This is a genomic window from Martinezella sp. CNPSo 3795 (assembly GCF_057784475.1).
The window spans coordinates 138,254-154,962 of sequence record NZ_JBXSOQ010000009.1; the positions used below are offsets into that span (position 1 = coordinate 138,254).

General features: G+C 59.9%; 15 protein-coding genes. 1 reads left to right on the forward strand and 14 read right to left on the reverse strand.

All coding sequences use genetic code 11. The features are described from left to right. Window positions 1-65: 65 nt before the first annotated feature. From AC13QY_RS23215 to AC13QY_RS23280, 14 genes are all read right to left on the reverse strand, one after another. Window positions 66-1,754 (reverse strand): peptidoglycan DD-metalloendopeptidase family protein, encoded by a 1,689-nt coding sequence (locus AC13QY_RS23215; protein WP_113352622.1) that lies wholly within the window; start codon window positions 1,752-1,754, stop codon window positions 66-68. Window positions 1,755-1,924: 170 nt separating this feature from the next. Further along, the gene (locus tag AC13QY_RS23220) at window positions 1,925-2,578 is read right to left on the reverse strand and encodes a protein-L-isoaspartate(D-aspartate) O-methyltransferase (RefSeq protein WP_069611978.1); all 654 of its coding nucleotides are present in this window, start codon (window positions 2,576-2,578) and stop codon (window positions 1,925-1,927) included. 4 nt (window positions 2,579-2,582) lie between these two features. Beyond that, window positions 2,583-3,347, reverse strand: a complete 765-nt coding sequence (gene surE / locus AC13QY_RS23225) for a 5'/3'-nucleotidase SurE (RefSeq protein ID WP_069611977.1) — start codon at window positions 3,345-3,347, stop codon at window positions 2,583-2,585. Between the two features lie 15 nt (window positions 3,348-3,362). Then, the gene (gene serS / locus AC13QY_RS23230; RefSeq protein ID WP_113333674.1) at window positions 3,363-4,646 is read right to left on the reverse strand and encodes a serine--tRNA ligase; all 1,284 of its coding nucleotides are present in this window, start codon (window positions 4,644-4,646) and stop codon (window positions 3,363-3,365) included. A 107-nt stretch (window positions 4,647-4,753) separates the two neighbouring features. After that, window positions 4,754-5,575 (reverse strand): twin-arginine translocase subunit TatC, encoded by an 822-nt coding sequence (tatC, locus tag AC13QY_RS23235; RefSeq protein ID WP_113333673.1) that lies wholly within the window; start codon window positions 5,573-5,575, stop codon window positions 4,754-4,756. After that, window positions 5,572-6,297 (reverse strand): Sec-independent protein translocase protein TatB, encoded by a 726-nt coding sequence (gene tatB, locus AC13QY_RS23240; protein ID WP_113352623.1) that lies wholly within the window; start codon window positions 6,295-6,297, stop codon window positions 5,572-5,574. Before tatB ends, tatC begins: the two co-directional genes overlap by 4 nt. Window positions 6,298-6,351: 54 nt before the next feature. Next, window positions 6,352-6,558, reverse strand: coding sequence for a twin-arginine translocase TatA/TatE family subunit (locus AC13QY_RS23245; protein ID WP_069611973.1), 207 nt, complete (start codon window positions 6,556-6,558; stop codon window positions 6,352-6,354). A 244-nt stretch (window positions 6,559-6,802) separates the two neighbouring features. Continuing rightward, window positions 6,803-7,495 carry an SMC-Scp complex subunit ScpB gene (scpB, locus tag AC13QY_RS23250; RefSeq protein ID WP_246661078.1) on the reverse strand — a complete coding sequence of 231 codons (693 nt, stop codon included), beginning with the start codon at window positions 7,493-7,495 and terminating at the stop codon, window positions 6,803-6,805. 46 nt (window positions 7,496-7,541) lie between these two features. After that, window positions 7,542-8,339: a segregation and condensation protein A gene (locus AC13QY_RS23255; RefSeq protein ID WP_069612288.1), complete on the reverse strand. Its 798-nt coding sequence runs from the start codon at window positions 8,337-8,339 to the stop codon at window positions 7,542-7,544. A gap of 74 nt (window positions 8,340-8,413) precedes the next feature. Next, complete coding sequence (nagZ, locus tag AC13QY_RS23260; protein ID WP_488493954.1) at window positions 8,414-9,427, reverse strand: beta-N-acetylhexosaminidase; 1,014 nt, start codon at window positions 9,425-9,427, stop codon at window positions 8,414-8,416. 78 nt (window positions 9,428-9,505) lie between these two features. Further along, complete coding sequence (locus AC13QY_RS23265) at window positions 9,506-10,009, reverse strand: GNAT family N-acetyltransferase (RefSeq protein WP_113389585.1); 504 nt, start codon at window positions 10,007-10,009, stop codon at window positions 9,506-9,508. 111 nt (window positions 10,010-10,120) lie between these two features. Beyond that, window positions 10,121-12,886, reverse strand: a complete 2,766-nt coding sequence (locus AC13QY_RS23270) for an SPOR domain-containing protein (RefSeq protein ID WP_113352627.1) — start codon at window positions 12,884-12,886, stop codon at window positions 10,121-10,123. 61 nt (window positions 12,887-12,947) lie between these two features. Further along, on the reverse strand, window positions 12,948-14,708 hold the full coding sequence (argS, locus tag AC13QY_RS23275; RefSeq protein WP_113352686.1) for an arginine--tRNA ligase: 1,761 nt from the start codon (window positions 14,706-14,708) through the stop codon (window positions 12,948-12,950). 55 nt (window positions 14,709-14,763) lie between these two features. Beyond that, on the reverse strand, window positions 14,764-15,981 hold the full coding sequence (locus tag AC13QY_RS23280; protein WP_113333491.1) for a deoxyguanosinetriphosphate triphosphohydrolase: 1,218 nt from the start codon (window positions 15,979-15,981) through the stop codon (window positions 14,764-14,766). Between the two features lie 310 nt (window positions 15,982-16,291). On the opposite strand from AC13QY_RS23280, the gene erpA reads away from it, so the two are divergent. Continuing rightward, window positions 16,292-16,624 carry an iron-sulfur cluster insertion protein ErpA gene (gene erpA, locus AC13QY_RS23285; protein WP_113333492.1) on the forward strand — a complete coding sequence of 111 codons (333 nt, stop codon included), beginning with the start codon at window positions 16,292-16,294 and terminating at the stop codon, window positions 16,622-16,624. Window positions 16,625-16,709: the final 85 nt, after the last annotated feature.

Here is a 16,709-nt window from a genome sequence, read left to right on the forward strand (position 1 = left end):
ACGCCATGAACGACAAAAAGCCCGGCTGTGACCGGGCTTTTTGCAGAGTCCTTGAGACGCACTACCTATTCAAGGAACGTCATTGGGTTGACCGGAGCCGAATTCTTGCGGACTTCGAAGTGCAGCTGCGGCTGGCTGACATTGCCGCTCATGCCCGACGTCGCGAGCGTCTGACCACGCTGGACCTTCTGGCCGCGAGTGACGCTGAGTGCGTCCGCATGACCGTAGACCGTGACGGTACCGTCGTCGTGGCGGACGAGAACCGTGTTGCCGAGTTCCTTCAGGCCATTGCCGGCATAGATGACGACGCCGTTTTCGGCCGCCTTGATCGGCGTGCCCTCGGGAACGGAGATGTCGATGCCGTCGTTGCGGCTGCCGTTGACGTTGGCGCCATAGCCGGCGACGACAGCGCCGCGAACCGGCCAGCGATATTTGCCAATACCGGTCGCCTCGGGCGCATCGGCCTGCGCATCCGACTTTGCGGCATCGTTAATGGACTGGCTCGGCGAAGCGGAGGCAACTTCCTTCGGCTTGGCAGGGGCATCAGCTGCCGCGTCGGCATGAGCAACCGCCTTGGGTGCCTGCTTGGCGATCGGGTCTGCGGCGGCCTGCTTCGGCTCCACAGGCAACGCGCCCGGCTTGGCGGATGCCTTCTGAGGCTCTATCGAGGCAGTCTTGACCGGGTCTGCAGCAGCGACGGAACCGTGTGGCAACGCGAGTGCCTGCCCGATGCGAATGCTATCGCCGGCCTGCATGTTGTTCGCACGCTTCAGTTCAGCGACGCTCACGCCGCTTTCCTTGGCGATTCTTGCCAGCGAGTCACCCGGCTTGACGACATAGGTGCCCTTCGGCGTCGGCCCCTTGCCATTACCGGCCGCGAGCTTATTGGGGTCAGCGAGGCCAGCTTGGGACTTGCCGCGCATCTGGTTGCCGGAGGGCAATGCGAGCGCTTCCTGCTGCGGCGCCTTGGCAGGACCAGGCATCTTGCCGCCCTTGGAAAGATCAGTCGCTTCAGCGGCCATCTTGGCCGGGCCTGAAACACCTGCCCCATTCATCGTCGGTATGACGATCTGCTGGCCAGGCTGCGCGGCAGCGCCATTGCGCAGGCCATTCGCACGCAGAATTTCCTTTTCCGGAACGCCATAGCGGCGCGACAACAGCGCAATATTTTCACCCTGATGCAGCGTCACGCTCGGAGCATTGACCGTGGTCCAGCCGGGAGACATCTGCTGCGCGGCGGCAGTCTTGATCGTGCCCGTCGACATGGTGTCGGGAGCAAGTGCCGGCGCGGCGCGCGAGCCGTTATTGCTGCGAGATGCGGGGAACGGCTGCGCCATTGCCTCAGATTCCGCCTGCGGCATCCGACGAGAATTGCTGGCGGAAGCACTCGGAGGAGCGAGATCGGTGCGCTGAATTGCGACGGGAGCGGTCGAAGCCCGTGCGCTGGAATAGGACGGGTTATAGCGAGCCGGCGAGTTGGGATAGGGTTGCGATACCGGCGCACTCTGCTGCGAATAATCCTGCTGGCCGTAACCGCCTGCTTGAGCAACGTCTGCGCGCGGTACGAGATCACCGTTCGGACCGTTCAGGCTGCGACGATTGATCGAGCCGGTCGTTACATTGTCCGTTTTATTGAAGAGACCACTGAAACGGGTCGTGTCCGAACTACAAGCTGTGGCCGTACTCGCCAGAAGAATGGCCACCAGGACCTTCCCTGCCGATTTGCTGACGTTTGAAGAAAGACTGAAACCCATGACTCGACCCACTTAAGACGCAACCGATTATGGGTCGATTAAAGCGCGTTAATCTTACCATGCGGTTAAAGCACTGGTGCGGCATGTGTTTTTTTGAGGAATTGCTAACCATAGAGAATGAAACGGCGCCAATGCGCCCGTTTCATAGGGGCATCAGCCCGAATTGAGCCTCAAAGATAGGAGGCGAGCATCGGCACGATGGGCTGATAGGGAACGTCGAACAATTCTTCGCGCTCGAATCGGCTTCCCGTCTTCGTCAGTCGCACCAAGCGACATGTGCGCTCATCAATAATAAGCGGGGCTATCATCGAACCGCCGGACACGAGCTGTTCGGCATAAAAGCGCGGCATTGTCGTGAAAGCTGCCGTCACCAGGATGCGATCGAAGGTGCCCTCGCCCGGCAGACCGGCGCTGCCATCAGCCTGACGGATGATGACATTGCGCAGCCCAAGCGTATCCATGCGCTGCTGCGCCGATGTCGTCAGCGTCTTGTAGCGATCGACCGTCAGCACGCGCTCGACGATTCGTCCCATAACAGCCGCAGTGAAACCACTTCCCGTGCCGATCTCGAGAACGCGATGGCCAGGCTTGATCTTCAAGCCATGGAGAATACGCACCACAAGATCGATGCCTTCCATGAAGGCACCGCAATCGATCGGAATCGTGCGGCTGGAATAGGCATCATCGGCAAATTGCGCCGGCACGAAAGGCAGGCGCGGCGTCTGCTCGACCGCCGTCATCAGATCGATGTCCAATATGCCTTCCGCCCGCAGCCGCAACACCACGGCCGCAAAGCCTTCCTTTTCCACCAAACGAGGTGTCAATCCGCTACTCCATACCGAGCGCCCGCGCCACGCGGTCTTGCGCCGAATAATCCGTCAGATCGAGTTTCAAAGGCGTTACCGAAATACGATTTTGTTTCAACGCCTGAATATCGGTCCCTGGACGGAAGATGCCGCTCCGCTCACCGAAGCGAAGCCAATAGTAAGGGAAGCCGCGGCCATCGGCCCGCTCCTCGACCTGCACGTTGAAGGCAAGATTGCCCTGTGCGGTCACTTCCGCTCCGTCGACCTCTTCGGGGCGGCAATTCGGAAAATTCAGATTGAGGAAGGTACCGTCAGACAGATCGACGTTCATGAGCTTGTTAAGCAAAGCCGGAGCATGTGCTTCTGCCACTTCCCAGGGCACGACGCGCGCGCCGTTTTCATAGAGATAGGCCTGGCTCAAAGCAAAGGAGCGCACGCCTTGCAGCGTGCCCTCGATGGCTCCGGCGATGGTGCCGGAATAGGTGACGTCGTCAGCGACATTCGATCCGGAATTGACGCCGGAGAGCACGAGATCCGGCTTGATATCCAGAACCTTGCGGATCGCCATGATGACGCAATCGGTCGGCGTTCCCCGCAACGCATAATGCCTGTCGGAAACCTTGCGCATGCGCAACGGCTCGGAAAGGCTTAATGAGTGAGCAAGGCCGCTCTGATCCGTCTCAGGCGCAACGACCCAGACATCATCAGACAGCGTGAGGGCGATGCGCTCTAATGCCGCCAGACCTTCGGCGTGAATGCCGTCATCATTGGTCAAAAGAATACGCATCGCCCCACCACCTGATTATGCTGCTTTTTCGATCCTCTTCAGACCACCCATATATGGCAGGAGTACGTCGGGGATAGTGACCGAGCCGTCAGCATTGAGATAATTCTCAAGCACGGCGATCAGGCAGCGGCCGACGGCCGTTCCCGAGCCGTTCAGCGTGTGAACGAACTTTGTGTTCTTGTCGTCCTTGCCGCGATAGCGCGCATTCATGCGCCGGGCCTGGAAATCACCACAGACGGAGCAGGAGGAAATCTCTCGATAAGTATCCTGTCCCGGCAGCCAGACTTCGAGATCATAGGTCTTGCGCGCGCCAAAGCCCATGTCTCCGGTCGAAAGCGTCATGACGCGGTAATGCAGGCCGAGGCGCTTCAGCACTTCTTCTGCGCAAGCCGTCATCCGCTCATGCTCGGCAATGGAGCTTTCGGCGTCGGTGATCGACACCAGCTCGCATTTCCAGAACTGATGCTGGCGCAGCATGCCGCGGGTATCGCGACCGGCCGAGCCTGCTTCCGATCGGAAGGACGGCGTGAGTGCGGTGAAGCGCAGTGGCAGCTTCTCCTGATCGAGAATTTCGCCGGAGACGAGATTGGTCAGCGATACCTCAGCCGTCGGGATCAGCCAGCGACCGTCCGTGGTCTTGAACGAATCTTCTGCAAATTTCGGCAGTTGACCTGTTCCGAACATCGTCTCGTCGCGTACCATCAAGGGCGCGCTAACTTCGGTATAGCCGTGCTCGCTTGTGTGCAGATCGAGCATGAACTGACCGAGTGCGCGTTCAAGGCGAGCAAGCTGCGAGGTCAGCACCGTGAAGCGCGAGCCGGACAGTTTTGCCGCGCGTTCGAAATCCATATAGCCGAGTTCTTCGCCAATCTCGAAATGCTCTTTCGGCTGATGGTTCCAGGTCGGCTTGGCGCCCCAGACATGCTTGACGACGTTGTCGTGCTCGTCCTTGCCGACGGGCACGTCTTCGAGCGGTATGTTCGGAATGCGTGACAGCGCGTCATTGAGCTCGGCCGTCAGCGTGCGCTCTTCTTCCTCCGCAGCCGGAAGCGACAGCTTAAGGTCGGCAACCTCGGCCTTCAGCTTCTCGGCAAGCTCGCTGTTCTTCTGCGCCATCGCCGCGCCAATTTCCTTGGAAGCGGCGTTGCGGCGCGATTGCATATCCTGGACGGACTGAATGACGGATCGGCGCTTCTCGTCGAGCGCTATGAGGCTTTGCGACAGAGGCTCCGCACCGCGCTTGGCAAGCGCTGCATCAAAAGCCTCGGCATTCTCACGAATCCATCTGATATCAAGCATCTTCGTTCCAGGTCGTTTGACATAAGTACAGCTCCGACCGAGGCTTCGGTCGGAGGTCGAACCGGCAAATACCTGAGAAACGAGGCGAAGGCCTCCCCGCCTGGACGTTAATCCGTCTTGGCGATATCGGAACTTCCGCCACTCTCTTCGAGCGCTTGCCGGGTACGCTGGCGTTCTACGAGTCGCGCCGCGTAGATGGAAATCTCGTAGAGAAGGATTGTCGGCAGTGCAAGGCCGATCTGGGACATCGGGTCCGGCGGCGTCAGCACAGCAGCGACGATGAAGGCGAAAACAATGGCAAACTTGCGCTTTTCTGCGAGCCAGGCCGACGTCAACAAGCCGACACGTGCCAGCAGCGTGGTGATGACGGGAAGCTGGAAGACGAGCCCGAAAGAGAAGACCAGCGTCATGATGAGGCTCAGATATTCCGAGACCTTCGGCATCAGCGCAATGCCGATCTGACCGTCGCCACCCGTCTGCTGCATCTTCAGGAAGAACCACATCACCATGGGCGTGAAGAAGAAATAGACGAGTGCTGCCCCCATGAGGAAAAGTACGGGCGAAGCGATCAAAAACGGCAGAAAGGCATTACGCTCGTTCTTATAGAGGCCGGGCGCGACGAACTTGTAGATCTGCGAAGCGATGATCGGGAAGGAAATTACCAAGGCGCCGAACATGGCGACCTTCACCTGGGTGAAGAAGAACTCCTGTGGCGCGGTGTAGATCAGCTCTGACTTCGCGAGATCGAGATGAGCCCATTCGACGGCCCATTTATAAGGATAGACCAGATAATTGAAGAGATGCTTCGCCACTGCGAAACAGCCAATGAAGGCAATGAAAAAAGCCACGAGCGACCAGATGAGCCGTGTGCGCAATTCCATAAGGTGTTCGATAAGCGGTTGCGGCTTATCGTCGATGTCACCCGTCATGCCTGGTCCTTCTTCTTGGGCGTTTTAGGCGTCGCCTTGCTGGCTGTAGCGGTCGGACGCTTCCTGGGAGCTGGGGGCGTCTTCTCTACGGCAGCAGCGACCGCGACCTTGCGCGGGGCTCGCTTTGGTTTTTCCGTGACGACGGGCGTCTGGACGGCGGCAGCCGCAACATCCTCGGTCTTCGCCGGGGCTTTAGCGCGAGGTTTACGAGCGGCCTTCGGCTTCTCTACTGCGTCATTCACAGCGGCCATCGGCTGAGGGACGACTGCTGCCACCGCCTCTGGAGCCGCCGCTGGCGACGGATTGCTCGAAACGGCAGGCATTGTGGATGTGGCCGCAAGTGCTTCCGGCAGGCCGGACGTCACACCCGAAACCGGCTCGGACGGCAATGGTGTCGCGGCCGGGGCTGCTTTGTCCGGTGTTGCCGCACGCTGCAGATCAGCCTTTATCTCATTGCCCATTTCTCGCAGCGGGTTCATGGCTTCCCGCAACGAATTGACCGGATTGAGCTTCTGCGCATCGGCGATCGTCTGGCGCACATCATCCAGATCCGCCTCGCGCATGGCTTCGTCGAACTGAGCGCGGAATTCGCCAGCGACCTTCCTGGCCCGCGCCGTCATCTTACCGATGGTCCGCAATGTCGACGGCAACTCCTTGGGGCCGATCACCACCAAGGCCACGACGCCAATAACCACCAGCTCGGACCAGCCTATATCGAACATGCAAAGGCTCCTGGGCTAACGGCAAGCCTTTCAGCTTGCGCCTGCCCGACATGATTACTTCGTTTCGTCAGCCTTATGCTCGACCGTACGGGACGCCGTCGACGCGGATGTCGACGTATCTTCGTCGTCGTTCATGCCCTTCTTGAAGCTCTTGATGCCCTTGGCGACATCACCCATCAGCTCCGGGATCTTTCCACGGCCGAACAACAACAGCGCGATGGCCAGGACGATGAGCCAGTGCCATATGCTTAGAGAACCCATTGCTTTAACTCCCAATTACAGTGTCTTTTCGATGTAAGACGTTTGCGGATGTTTTTCAAACACCAAAATGCAATGCATCCACGCATATCGGGATGACAAGCGCCGATGCGGGCGATCAAGCGTCTCCAAGCCGAGAGGATGATTGTTATATTCGCACCCGCTGATGGCGAAAGAGAGACTTTGCCGGCAGTTTCGCGAAAATCCGCAGATAGGGTTGCAACCCCTTGAACGAGCCGGCCAACGCTCAATCGCTGGAGCTTGCGCCGCTCGGCGGCAGGATGCCGAGTTCCTCCAGATCCATCTGCGTGATCGGATCTTCGTCTTCGGTCAACTCGTCGCTCATCAACGGCGAGGGAATGTTGAAATTGGCCGGAATCCGGCCTGACAACAACCCCGCCCCCTTCAACTCTTCGAGACCGGGCAGATCGCGCAGCTCTTCGAGACCGAAATGATCGAGGAAATCGCGCGTCGTGCCAAGGGTCACCGGTCGCCCCGGCGTGCGGCGACGGCCACGGAAGCGGACCCAACCAGACTCCATAAGAACGTCAAGCGTGCCCTTGGAGGTCTGCACGCCTCTGATATCCTCGATCTCGGCGCGTGTGACAGGCTGATGGTAAGCGATAATGGCCAGCACCTCCAGCGCCGCACGCGACAGCTTGCGCACCTCGCTCTCGTCACGCCGGATCACGAAGGAGAGATCCGCAGCCGTGCGAAAGGCCCAGGCGCCATCCACCTGGACGAGATTGACGCCGCGCATGGCGTAATCGGCCTTGAGTTTCTGCATGATGGCGGGAATTTCGACCCCACGCGCCACGCGCTCCGCAATGAAGGCCTCGGAAACCGGCTGCGCTGAGGCGAAGACCAGCGCTTCGGCAATCCGCTCGGCCTCGCTCAGCCGACGATCGTCTACATCGGGCGCTTCCGCCTCGTGCTCCACATGCTGCTGCTGCTCGTCGTCCGGTTCAGTCACGCGCTTTCCTGCCCTATTCCGCTGCTTCCAGTGACGAATGCTTCGGCCCGCGCCGCATGTAAAGCGGCTGAAACGCGCCTTCCTGGCGAATTTCCAGCTGCCCTTCGCGCACCAGCTCCAGCGATGCCGCAAAGGCGCTGGCAATCGCCGTCACCCGCTCGCTCGAAGTCGTCATGTAACTCAGCAGGTAATGTTCCAAGGCCGTCCAATCGGTGATTTCGCCGATCATCCGGTCCAGAATAACGCGGGCATCGGCCAGCGACCAGACACGGCGCTTCTCGATCGTCACCTGGGTCACGGCCTGACGCTGACGCAGGCTCGCATAGGCGGTGAGCAGATCATAGAGGCTGGCGTCGAAGGCGGATTGGCGTCGATCCGGAATATGTTCCGGCGCGCCGCGCGCGAAGATATCGCGGCCGAGGCGGTTGCGATTGACAAGATCGGTAGCAGCATCGCGCATGGCTTCCAGCCGCTTCAGGCGGAAGGCGAGCGTCGCCGCCATCTCCTCGCCGGTCGGTCCGTCTTCCTTGCTCTGCTGCGGGATCAGCAGCTTGGATTTCAGATAGGCGAGCCAAGCGGCCATGACGAGATAATCGGCCGCAAGCTCGATGCGGATACGCCGCGCACTCTCGATGAACTGAAGATACTGTTCGGCCAGCGCTAGAACGGAGATACGGGACAGATCGACCTTCTGGTTGCGTGCCAAATGCAGCAGCAGATCAAGCGGTCCTTCAAATCCGGCGAGGTCGACGACAAGCGACGGCTCATGCGAGCCGCGCTGTGTCTCACCCTCCTGCCAGAGCTTGTCCATCGGCGTTGCCGCCTGCTGAAGCTTGTCCGTGCTGCCGCTCACTCTGTCACCCGCCCGTTCCTCGAAGCCCGGCTTTACGCCACTGCGAACATCGCGTCGAATTCCGCCCGAATAGAGGCTTCATCGGCGCCATCATTTCTGCCGAATGCCGCCTCGACCGCCTTGGCCCGTTTCAGCGACGCCCCTGCCAAAGCAGGAACATTGCGAACCACCTGCTGCATTTCGTCCATGACGCCATTGCAATGCAGCACGATATCGCATCCGCCCGCAATAATATTTGCTGCACGTTCGCCGATCGTGCCCTTCAACGCATTCATGGAGGTATCGTCCGACAGGAGCAGTCCCTGGAAACCGATATGCCCGCGGATGATCTCCTCGATCACCTTGCGCGACGTCGTGGCCGGGTTCTCCGGATCGATATCGGTAAAGACGACATGGCAGGTCATCGCCATGAGTTCGTCCTTCATTGCAACGAAGGGAGCGAAATCATGCGCCTCCAGCTCCGCGCGTGGCACCGAGACGACAGGCAGCTCATGATGCGAATCGGCAAAGCCCCGGCCATGCCCCGGCATGTGCTTCATGACAGGCAGCATGCCGCCGGCCTTGAGCCCTTCCGCCGCCGCGCGTCCCATTTCCGTCACCGTCACCGGATCGGAGCCATAGGCGCGATTGCCGATGACGTTGCTCGATCCCTCCACAGGCACGTCCAGCACCGGCAGGCAATCGGCATTGATGCCGAATTTCAGCAAATCGAAGGCATGGAGCCGCGACATCAGCCATGCAGCACGGAGGCCTCGTTCGCGATCCTGGCGATAGATATCGCCGAGTGCCTGCCCCGAGGGATAATGCGGCAGGATCGGCGGGCGAATGCGCTGCACCCTGCCGCCTTCCTGGTCGATGAAAACCGGAGCGTCGCGTCCGACGCTATCGCGCAGAGACGCAACGAGATCGGCGATCTGTGCCGGTTCGGAAATATTGCGTCCGAACAGGATAAAGCCCCATGGCTGCTCCCCCTTATAGAAGGATCGCTCTTCGGGCGTGATGGTGTGGCCGCTACAGCCGAGGATCATGGATTTCGATTCGCTCATACCCGAATCATAAGGCTTGCGCTGGGAAATGCGAGTGAGGTCAAGCTGGGATACACAGGAACAACCGTCTTCGGCAGGCTATTTGGGCGGTATACGATAGACGACTGAGCGGTATTTAGGATTTGACCTGCACTCCCTCACCTCGCCGCCATAGGCTTCAGCTATCCGTCTGCTGGCGATGTTCTCCTCTGCGACGGGGTATACGAAATATCGAATAGAAAAGCTCGCACTTGCCCATCCGATGATCGCGCCGATCAATTCGCGGCCGAATCCCAGACCTTGCGCTTCGCTGCGAAGCCAAATTCCAAGCTCCGGCGTGTCGGTCAGCGCGGCATGCATACCGATAACACCCAGAAAGCGATCGTCATTCCTGCAGCGGGCTGTGAAGTGCAATTCCGAGCCGTCTTCAATTGCCTTCAGCCAACCCCGCCAAACATCCGCAAAAGCCGCTTCAGTCTCAGGCGGATGCCAGGCCATGAAACGCGTGATGCCAGGCGATATGTTGGCGAAGATATCCGGGGCGTCCTCAGGAACAAACGGCCTGATGAACGTTCGACGCGTCGATAGCTGTAGATGCCGCATCGTTCGCCATGTCCCGCGCTTAGCGCATCAAAAATAAATCCGCCCGCAGATTGATCTCTGCGGGCGGATTTTTCAACTTTATCGAACACCCAGGCTGAAAGCCCAACTTGATTACTTCGAGATCAGGCAGGTGCCGCCGGCTGCGCGATAGCGGGTGCAGATGGCCGCGGCCTCATCCTTCGAGCCGGCGACGACGCGGACGCGATAGTAGGTGCCCTTGCCGGCGATGTCGGCCTTGCGGATTTCAAGCGGATGATTGCCGATGATGCTGGCGAACTTGACCTTGAGGTTCGCCTGCGACTTCTGCGCGTCGGCTTCGGTCGGCAGGGATGCGATCTGCACTCCGTAAGCGCCGCCGCCCGCGGCAGAGGTCGCAGCCGGGGCTGCCGCCGGGGGGCTAGCCGATGCGACCTGCTTCGGCTGAACCTTGGGCTGAGCTTGGGCTTCCTGGGCCGGGGCAGCCGTACTGGCCTTGGCGGCAGGTTCGGGGCGTGCCGTCGGCACCGGGTTCGTCTTGACGACGCGGATCGGCGTGCTTTCGGCGCTGGCAGCGTCGGCGCTATCCGGCTGGGCTGCTGCGGGAGTATTTGACTGAGACGGGCGCGAATTGGTCGATGCGACCTGACTGTTCGCCGGCTTGGCGGCTGCGGTCGTGGTATCGGCAACCGGCTCGTCACGCGGAACCAGCGAGCCATCCGGCTTGACGATCATCGTGCGCACCTTGCGCGGAGAGACTGATGGCACCTGATCGTCGTTGTTGGCGGCGACGTTGGTGTTTCCACCATTCTGGTTCGGCAGCAGGCGCGGATCTTCGGTTTCACCGACCGGCGTCGACGTCACCTGATCGCCATCGCTGTCGTCAGGCGATACCGCCTCGGGAATCAGCGTCTTCTGGACGACATCAACCGGCTGCTCGTTGGAGGAGACAAGCTCCTTCTGCTTCGGCGCCGCCGTACTATCGCCAGCGACGCGATCGTAGACGGCTTTGTCCTGATTCGGAACGACGGTGCCACCCGGATTTTCCGGAGCGACCTTGATCGGATCGCTATCGGCCGCAATCACGCGCGGCTCTCCGGAGAAGCTGGAGATCGGCGCGCCGTGACGAACCCAGCTGTAGGCGCCATAGGCACCGACGCCAAGAACAACGATGACGGCTGCAGTCGTGACCATGCCGCGCACAGAGCGGACCGGGCGACGGTTGGCGGCGGGGTTCAACGTCATCCTGGCGACGTTCTCGACAGGCGTAGCCGCCTCGCGATAGCTGCGGCGGAAGTCTTCTTCCAGCGCACGCTCGAACTCGTCGAACTCCTCGATCGGCTGCTTTGCGACGGGCGCAGCAGGCTGGGCTGCCGCATTCTTGGACCAGGAAGCGGCGGCGGCAGCACTGCCAAGTGCGGCAACGGCCGGCTTGATCGGCTCGGGTGCGGCTTCTTTGGCAGGCGTACCGAGCAGGCTCGCCATTTCCGAATCGAGATCGAAATCAAATTCCGGCGGAACAGCGATCGGCTCCTCCGGCTCGATCGCCGGCAGATGAGGAACATGCGAACCCTCGAAGGTCTCGACACGATCCTCCGTCTCGGAGATTTCCGTGGGATCGAACGGCAGAGGCTGGTCGGCCTCAAATACGGGCGCTGCCGTGGTTGCGGCATGAGCAACATTTGCGGCAGGTGCAGCCGGCGCCGGTGCGGGTCGCATTGGCTGCGGCGCTGCGGCGGCAATCACCGGAGCGGCGGGGCCCGGAGCGACCGGCGTTGCGCGCGAAAGGATCGGCTCTGCGATCGGAGCGGCCGGAGCCTGCTGATGAGCAGCGGGAGACTTTTCGGCTTCAGCGAAATCGAGGCCGGCAAGTTCCATTTCGATATCGGCCAAATCGAATTCAAAGTCCTGACCGGCAAAAGGATCCTCCGCACCGAAGGTAATCGGCTTCGGCTCTTCATGCCGTGCGGCTGCCACGGGAGCGGCGGACAACTCTGCAGGCTCGGAAAACGACGCACTGAAATTGCCGAAATCCGGCTCCTCCTTCGCTGCAGGCGCATTGGCTCTGGATGGAACCGGATAGCGATTCACATCGGCCAGCAGAGCGTCGATCTCGGCGGAAAGCGCAGCCGGATCGGCCTTCGCGACCTTAGGCGGCTCTGGTGCCTGGAAGACGGCCGCAGCTGGCTGGGATGCAGCAGGCTGCGAGACGGCTTCCGGAGCGCGCGGAGGCTCGACAGGATCAAACGCCTCGAAATCAAGGGCATCATCGAACAGCGCTTCGTCAGACGTGGCTTTCGGCGCCGGCTGAGCAACAGCAGGCGCGACCGGCGGCGTGAACTGCTCACGCGAGGCGACGGGCGTTGCCAGGGCAAAGTTGGCAAGCGGCAACCGTATGGTGGCGGCAGCGGATTGCGGCGTCGGCTTCAGCACTGGCGCAGCCGCCTGCGGCTCGACAGGTGCAGCCTTCGGCGCTGGCTGCAGAACCGGCGCGATCGACATTTCCAGCTCGTCGATCAGATCGCGAGCGCCGATCGTCGGCTTCACCGGAGCCACAGGCTGCGGCGCAAGTTCTTCGAACTTCGGCTCTTCAAACTTGGGCTCGGCCTGCACCGGCTCAGCGGAGAGCGTAACGTCTTCATGGCTCGGCGGTGACACCTGCTCGACCGGAGCGGCGATGTCATTTGCCGGACTCATTCGTGGCGTATCGTAGCGTTCGAATTCGCGAAGAAGCTCGTCTTCCAGGTTGAAGGCCGGCTCCTGCCGTTGAGCCGCAGGAGTTGCCTGAGCAGCGGGGCGCGGCTCAAAACCCACGATACGAGCGAGTTCTGCGAGCGGATCATCATCCGCAAAGAACTCGTCGTTTCCGCTTGCGCGATACGCCAACTGTTTTTCTGCCATCACCCGTTCCACTCGCAAACACTACAGTTAATGCCAGCGCAATGTGGGTAAATGGTGACGTTTATCGCATTTCGTCCGGTGCTGCGGTCCCAGTTATACCAAGACCCGACTTCAAAACCGACGCGACAGCGTACACCAGCCCAAGTCTGGCAATGCTCAATTCTCGGTTCTTATCGTTAACAAAACGTAATTCCGGTAAATCTTTACCTTTATTCCAGTGTCCATGGAAGGAACTGGCCAGATCGTAAAGATAAAAAGCGATGCGATGCGGCTCCTGCGACTGTGCTGCAGCTTCGATGATTCGCGGGAATTCCGCAATCTTCGCAACCAACTGCAATTCAGCTGGATCGGAGATCGCGCCAATGACAGCTTTCGACAGATCAAGCGAGGCGATGTCGAGGTCCGGGAAGGCTTCCTTGGCCTGACGGAAGACGGACATGCAGCGGGCATGCGCATACTGCACGTAGAAGACCGGATTGTCCTTCGACTGCTCTGTAACCTTGGCGAAATCGAAATCCAGAGGCTCGGAATTCTTCCGGTAAAGCATCATGAAGCGCACCGAATCGCGGCCAACTTCATCGACGACTTCGCGCAGCGTGACGAAATCGCCCGAGCGCTTCGACATCTTCACCGGCTCGCCATTGCGGTAGAGCTTGACGAGCTGGCACAGCAGCACAGTCAGCTTCGCAGCACCGTCGGAAACGCCGCGGGCTACCGCTTCCAGCCGCTTGACGTAGCCGCCATGGTCGGCGCCGAGGATATAGATCATCTCGTTGAAGCCGCGGTCGAACTTGTTCTTGAAGTAAGCAACGTCGGCAGCAAAATAAGTATAGGAGCCGTCCGACTTGATCAGCGGGCGGTCTATATCGTCGCCCACTTCCGTCGAGCGGAAGAGCGTCTGCTCGCGATCCTCCCAATCTTCCGGCAGCTGTCCCTTCGGCGGCGGCAGCGCGCCCTTGTAGACATAGCCCTTGAAGGTCAGGTCATTGATCGCGGTGCGGATCAGTGCCGCGCCATTGGCATGCAGGGTGCGTTCGGAGAAGAAGACGTCGTGATGGACGTTCAGCGCCTCCAGATCCTCCCTGATCATCGCCATCATCGCATCGATAGCACGATCCTTGACGATCGGAAGCCACTGCTCTTCCGGCATGCCGCGCAGCTTGGTGCCGAATTCCTTGGCCAGCGCCTCCCCGACCGGAACGAGGTAATCGCCGGGATAGAGGCCAGCCGGAATTTCGCCGACCTGCTCGCCGAGCGCCTCGCGATAGCGGATGAAGACGGAGCGCGCCAGCACATCGATCTGGGAGCCGGCATCGTTGATGTAATATTCCTTCGTCACCTCATAGCCGGAGAAGGCCAGCAGGTTTGCCAGCGCATCGCCGACCACGGCGCCGCGGCAGTGACCGACATGCATCGGTCCGGTCGGATTGGCCGAAACATATTCGACATTGACCTTCTGCCCCGCGCCGAGCTTGGAGCGGCCGAACTTCTCGCCCTCGGAGATCATGGTTGCCAGCAGCCGCTGCCAGTAGCCGACCGAAAGGCGGATATTGATGAAGCCTGGACCTGCGACCGAAACCTCGGCAACGTCGGCATCTTCCTTCAGCTTGGCGACGATGATTTCGGCAAGCGCACGCGGATTCGTGCCCAGCGGCTTGGAGAGAACCATGGCCGCATTGGTGGCGACATCACCGTGGCTGGCATCGCGCGGCGGCTCTACGCCGATACGTCCGAAGTCGAGCTCAGATCGCTTTTCTCGCACAATATCAATTTGTTCGAGAGCGTTATTAATTCTTACTTCGAAGTCGGTGAAAAGGTTCATCATATCGTCCACGCATGAGCTTCGCGAGCCGCTATCGGCCCGACGCCGCCGCTGCCTACCGCAAATCGGGAGTCTGGTCAAACAGGCGCTTGTGGGCGCTGATGGCGTAGGTGTCCGTCATGCCGGCGAGATAGTCGCCGACATGCCTTGCCTTGGGGGCGATCGCCAGGCCCGCAATATGATCGACCCAGTAATGGCTCTGCATCTCCCTGGGATTTTCCATATAGGCGCCGAAAAGGTCCGTGACGATCTGCGCCGCGCCGGCACGGATGCGCATGATGTCCGGATGACGGTAGATACGCTTGAACAGCATCTGTTTGATCAGCTTGTCGGTTTCGGCCATCTCGGGCGAGAAGGTTGCGATGATCCGTCCGGCAGCACGGATGTCAGCGACATTGCCCGGCTTGATTTCGGCGAGCGCCTGCTGCGAAACGGCGATCACGTCCTCGACCATGCGGGTGATCTGCCGGCGCATGATCTCGTTCGTGAAGCGGCTCGCCTCCAGATGCGGGTAGCGGGCCCTGACCTCGGCCATCAGCTTGGCGAGAAAGGGCACCTCCTCCAGCATATCGAAGGTCAGATAACCGGAGCGCAAGCCGTCATCGATGTCGTGCGTATTGTAAGCAATGTCATCCGCGATCGCGGCGACCTGCGCTTCAAGGCTGGCATAGGAAGCAATTTCGAGATCGTGGATCTCGCAATAATCGAGGATTGGCTGCGGCACCGGACCGCGGATGCCCTTACCATCAGGCGTCATTAATGGCCCATTGTGCTTGACGAGGCCCTCAAGCGTTTCCCAGGTAAGATTGAGTCCGTCAAAATCGGCATAACGGCGCTCGAGCTTGGTGACGATGCGCAGGGATTGGGCATTGTGATCAAAGCCGCCATAGGGCAGCAGCACTTCATGAAGCGCATCCTCGCCCGTATGGCCGAAGGGTGTGTGGCCGAAATCGTGAACAAGTGCCACACCCTCCGCCAGATCCTCGTCGAGTTTCAGGGCACGCGCCAAGGCGCGGGCAATCTGGGCAACTTCGATCGTATGCGTCAATCGAGTGCGGTAATGATCGCCATCCTGAGCAATGAAGACCTGCGTCTTGTGCTTCAACCGACGGAAGGCGGTCGCATGGACGATCCGGTCGCGGTCGCGCTGGAATTCAGAGCGTGTCGGGCTCGATCCTTCTTCGTAGAGCCTTCCACGCGATTCCCAGGGATTTGTCGCATAGGCTGCCTTTTCCCCATACCCGAAACCCAATGCATGCGTATCAATCGTCATTATCAATCCATTCCGGCATTTGGCTCCCGCACCGCTATCGGCGCGACAGTCGTTTCCCTGCAATCGGTCCCCGGCCCTGTCCGGCAGTACGGACATATGCCCGCTCTTCGTACATTCCGGCCCATTGACGCCGCTTTGCGGCCTTCATACCTATAGACAAGAAAACAGCAAAATGGTGTGTGGCTCAACCACGAAACCATAGCTGTCAACGGCCTGACTTTCATGATAAAGGCTACGGATATCAGCCGTTTGAAAGTTCGACGGCTTATTATTGGTTCTCTCCGGATCTTGACCCCGGCAGGAGGAAAATATGACTGAGGCAAGTGTTACCCTATCGGATGCTGCGGCCAAGCGAATCGCTGCTATCGTCGGCGCGGATGCCGGAAAGCGCGCTCTTCGCGTTGCCGTCGAAGGCGGCGGGTGTTCGGGTTTTTCCTATAAATTCGATCTCGTTGAAGGCCCTGAGGATGACGATATCGTCGTCGAAAAGGACAATGCGACCGTCCTGATCGATCAGCTGTCGCTGGTCTATATGGCGGGCTCGGAGATCGATTTCGTCGACAATCTTCTCGGCCAATCCTTTCAGATCAAGAATCCGAATGCAGTCGCAAGCTGCGGATGCGGCACCAGTTTCGCGATCTGATCCCTACCCTCTTTTTCCACAATTTGATGACCGGCCGGGAGCCTTCGCTCCGGGCCGGTTTTCATATGGGCTGTAGTCAAGCCGA

Excerpts from the sequence above, each read along its gene's own strand:
- AC13QY_RS23215 (WP_113352622.1), bottom strand. The coding sequence starts at position 1,754 with ATGGGTTTCAGTCTTTCTTCAAACGTCAGCAAATCGGCAGGGAAGGTC.
- surE (WP_069611977.1), bottom strand. The coding sequence starts at position 3,347 with ATGCGTATTCTTTTGACCAATGATGACGGCATTCACGCCGAAGGTCTG.
- serS (WP_113333674.1), bottom strand. The coding sequence starts at position 4,646 with ATGCTTGATATCAGATGGATTCGTGAGAATGCCGAGGCTTTTGATGCA.
- tatC (WP_113333673.1), bottom strand. The coding sequence starts at position 5,575 with ATGACGGGTGACATCGACGATAAGCCGCAACCGCTTATCGAACACCTT.
- tatB (WP_113352623.1), bottom strand. The coding sequence starts at position 6,297 with ATGTTCGATATAGGCTGGTCCGAGCTGGTGGTTATTGGCGTCGTGGCC.
- AC13QY_RS23245 (WP_069611973.1), bottom strand. The coding sequence starts at position 6,558 with ATGGGTTCTCTAAGCATATGGCACTGGCTCATCGTCCTGGCCATCGCG.
- AC13QY_RS23255 (WP_069612288.1), bottom strand. The coding sequence starts at position 8,339 with ATGGACAAGCTCTGGCAGGAGGGTGAGACACAGCGCGGCTCGCATGAG.
- nagZ (WP_488493954.1), bottom strand. The coding sequence starts at position 9,427 with ATGAGCGAATCGAAATCCATGATCCTCGGCTGTAGCGGCCACACCATC.
- AC13QY_RS23265 (WP_113389585.1), bottom strand. The coding sequence starts at position 10,009 with ATGCGGCATCTACAGCTATCGACGCGTCGAACGTTCATCAGGCCGTTT.
- AC13QY_RS23270 (WP_113352627.1), bottom strand. The coding sequence starts at position 12,886 with ATGGCAGAAAAACAGTTGGCGTATCGCGCAAGCGGAAACGACGAGTTC.
- argS (WP_113352686.1), bottom strand. The coding sequence starts at position 14,708 with ATGAACCTTTTCACCGACTTCGAAGTAAGAATTAATAACGCTCTCGAA.
- AC13QY_RS23280 (WP_113333491.1), bottom strand. The coding sequence starts at position 15,981 with ATGACGATTGATACGCATGCATTGGGTTTCGGGTATGGGGAAAAGGCA.
- erpA (WP_113333492.1), top strand. The coding sequence starts at position 16,292 with ATGACTGAGGCAAGTGTTACCCTATCGGATGCTGCGGCCAAGCGAATC.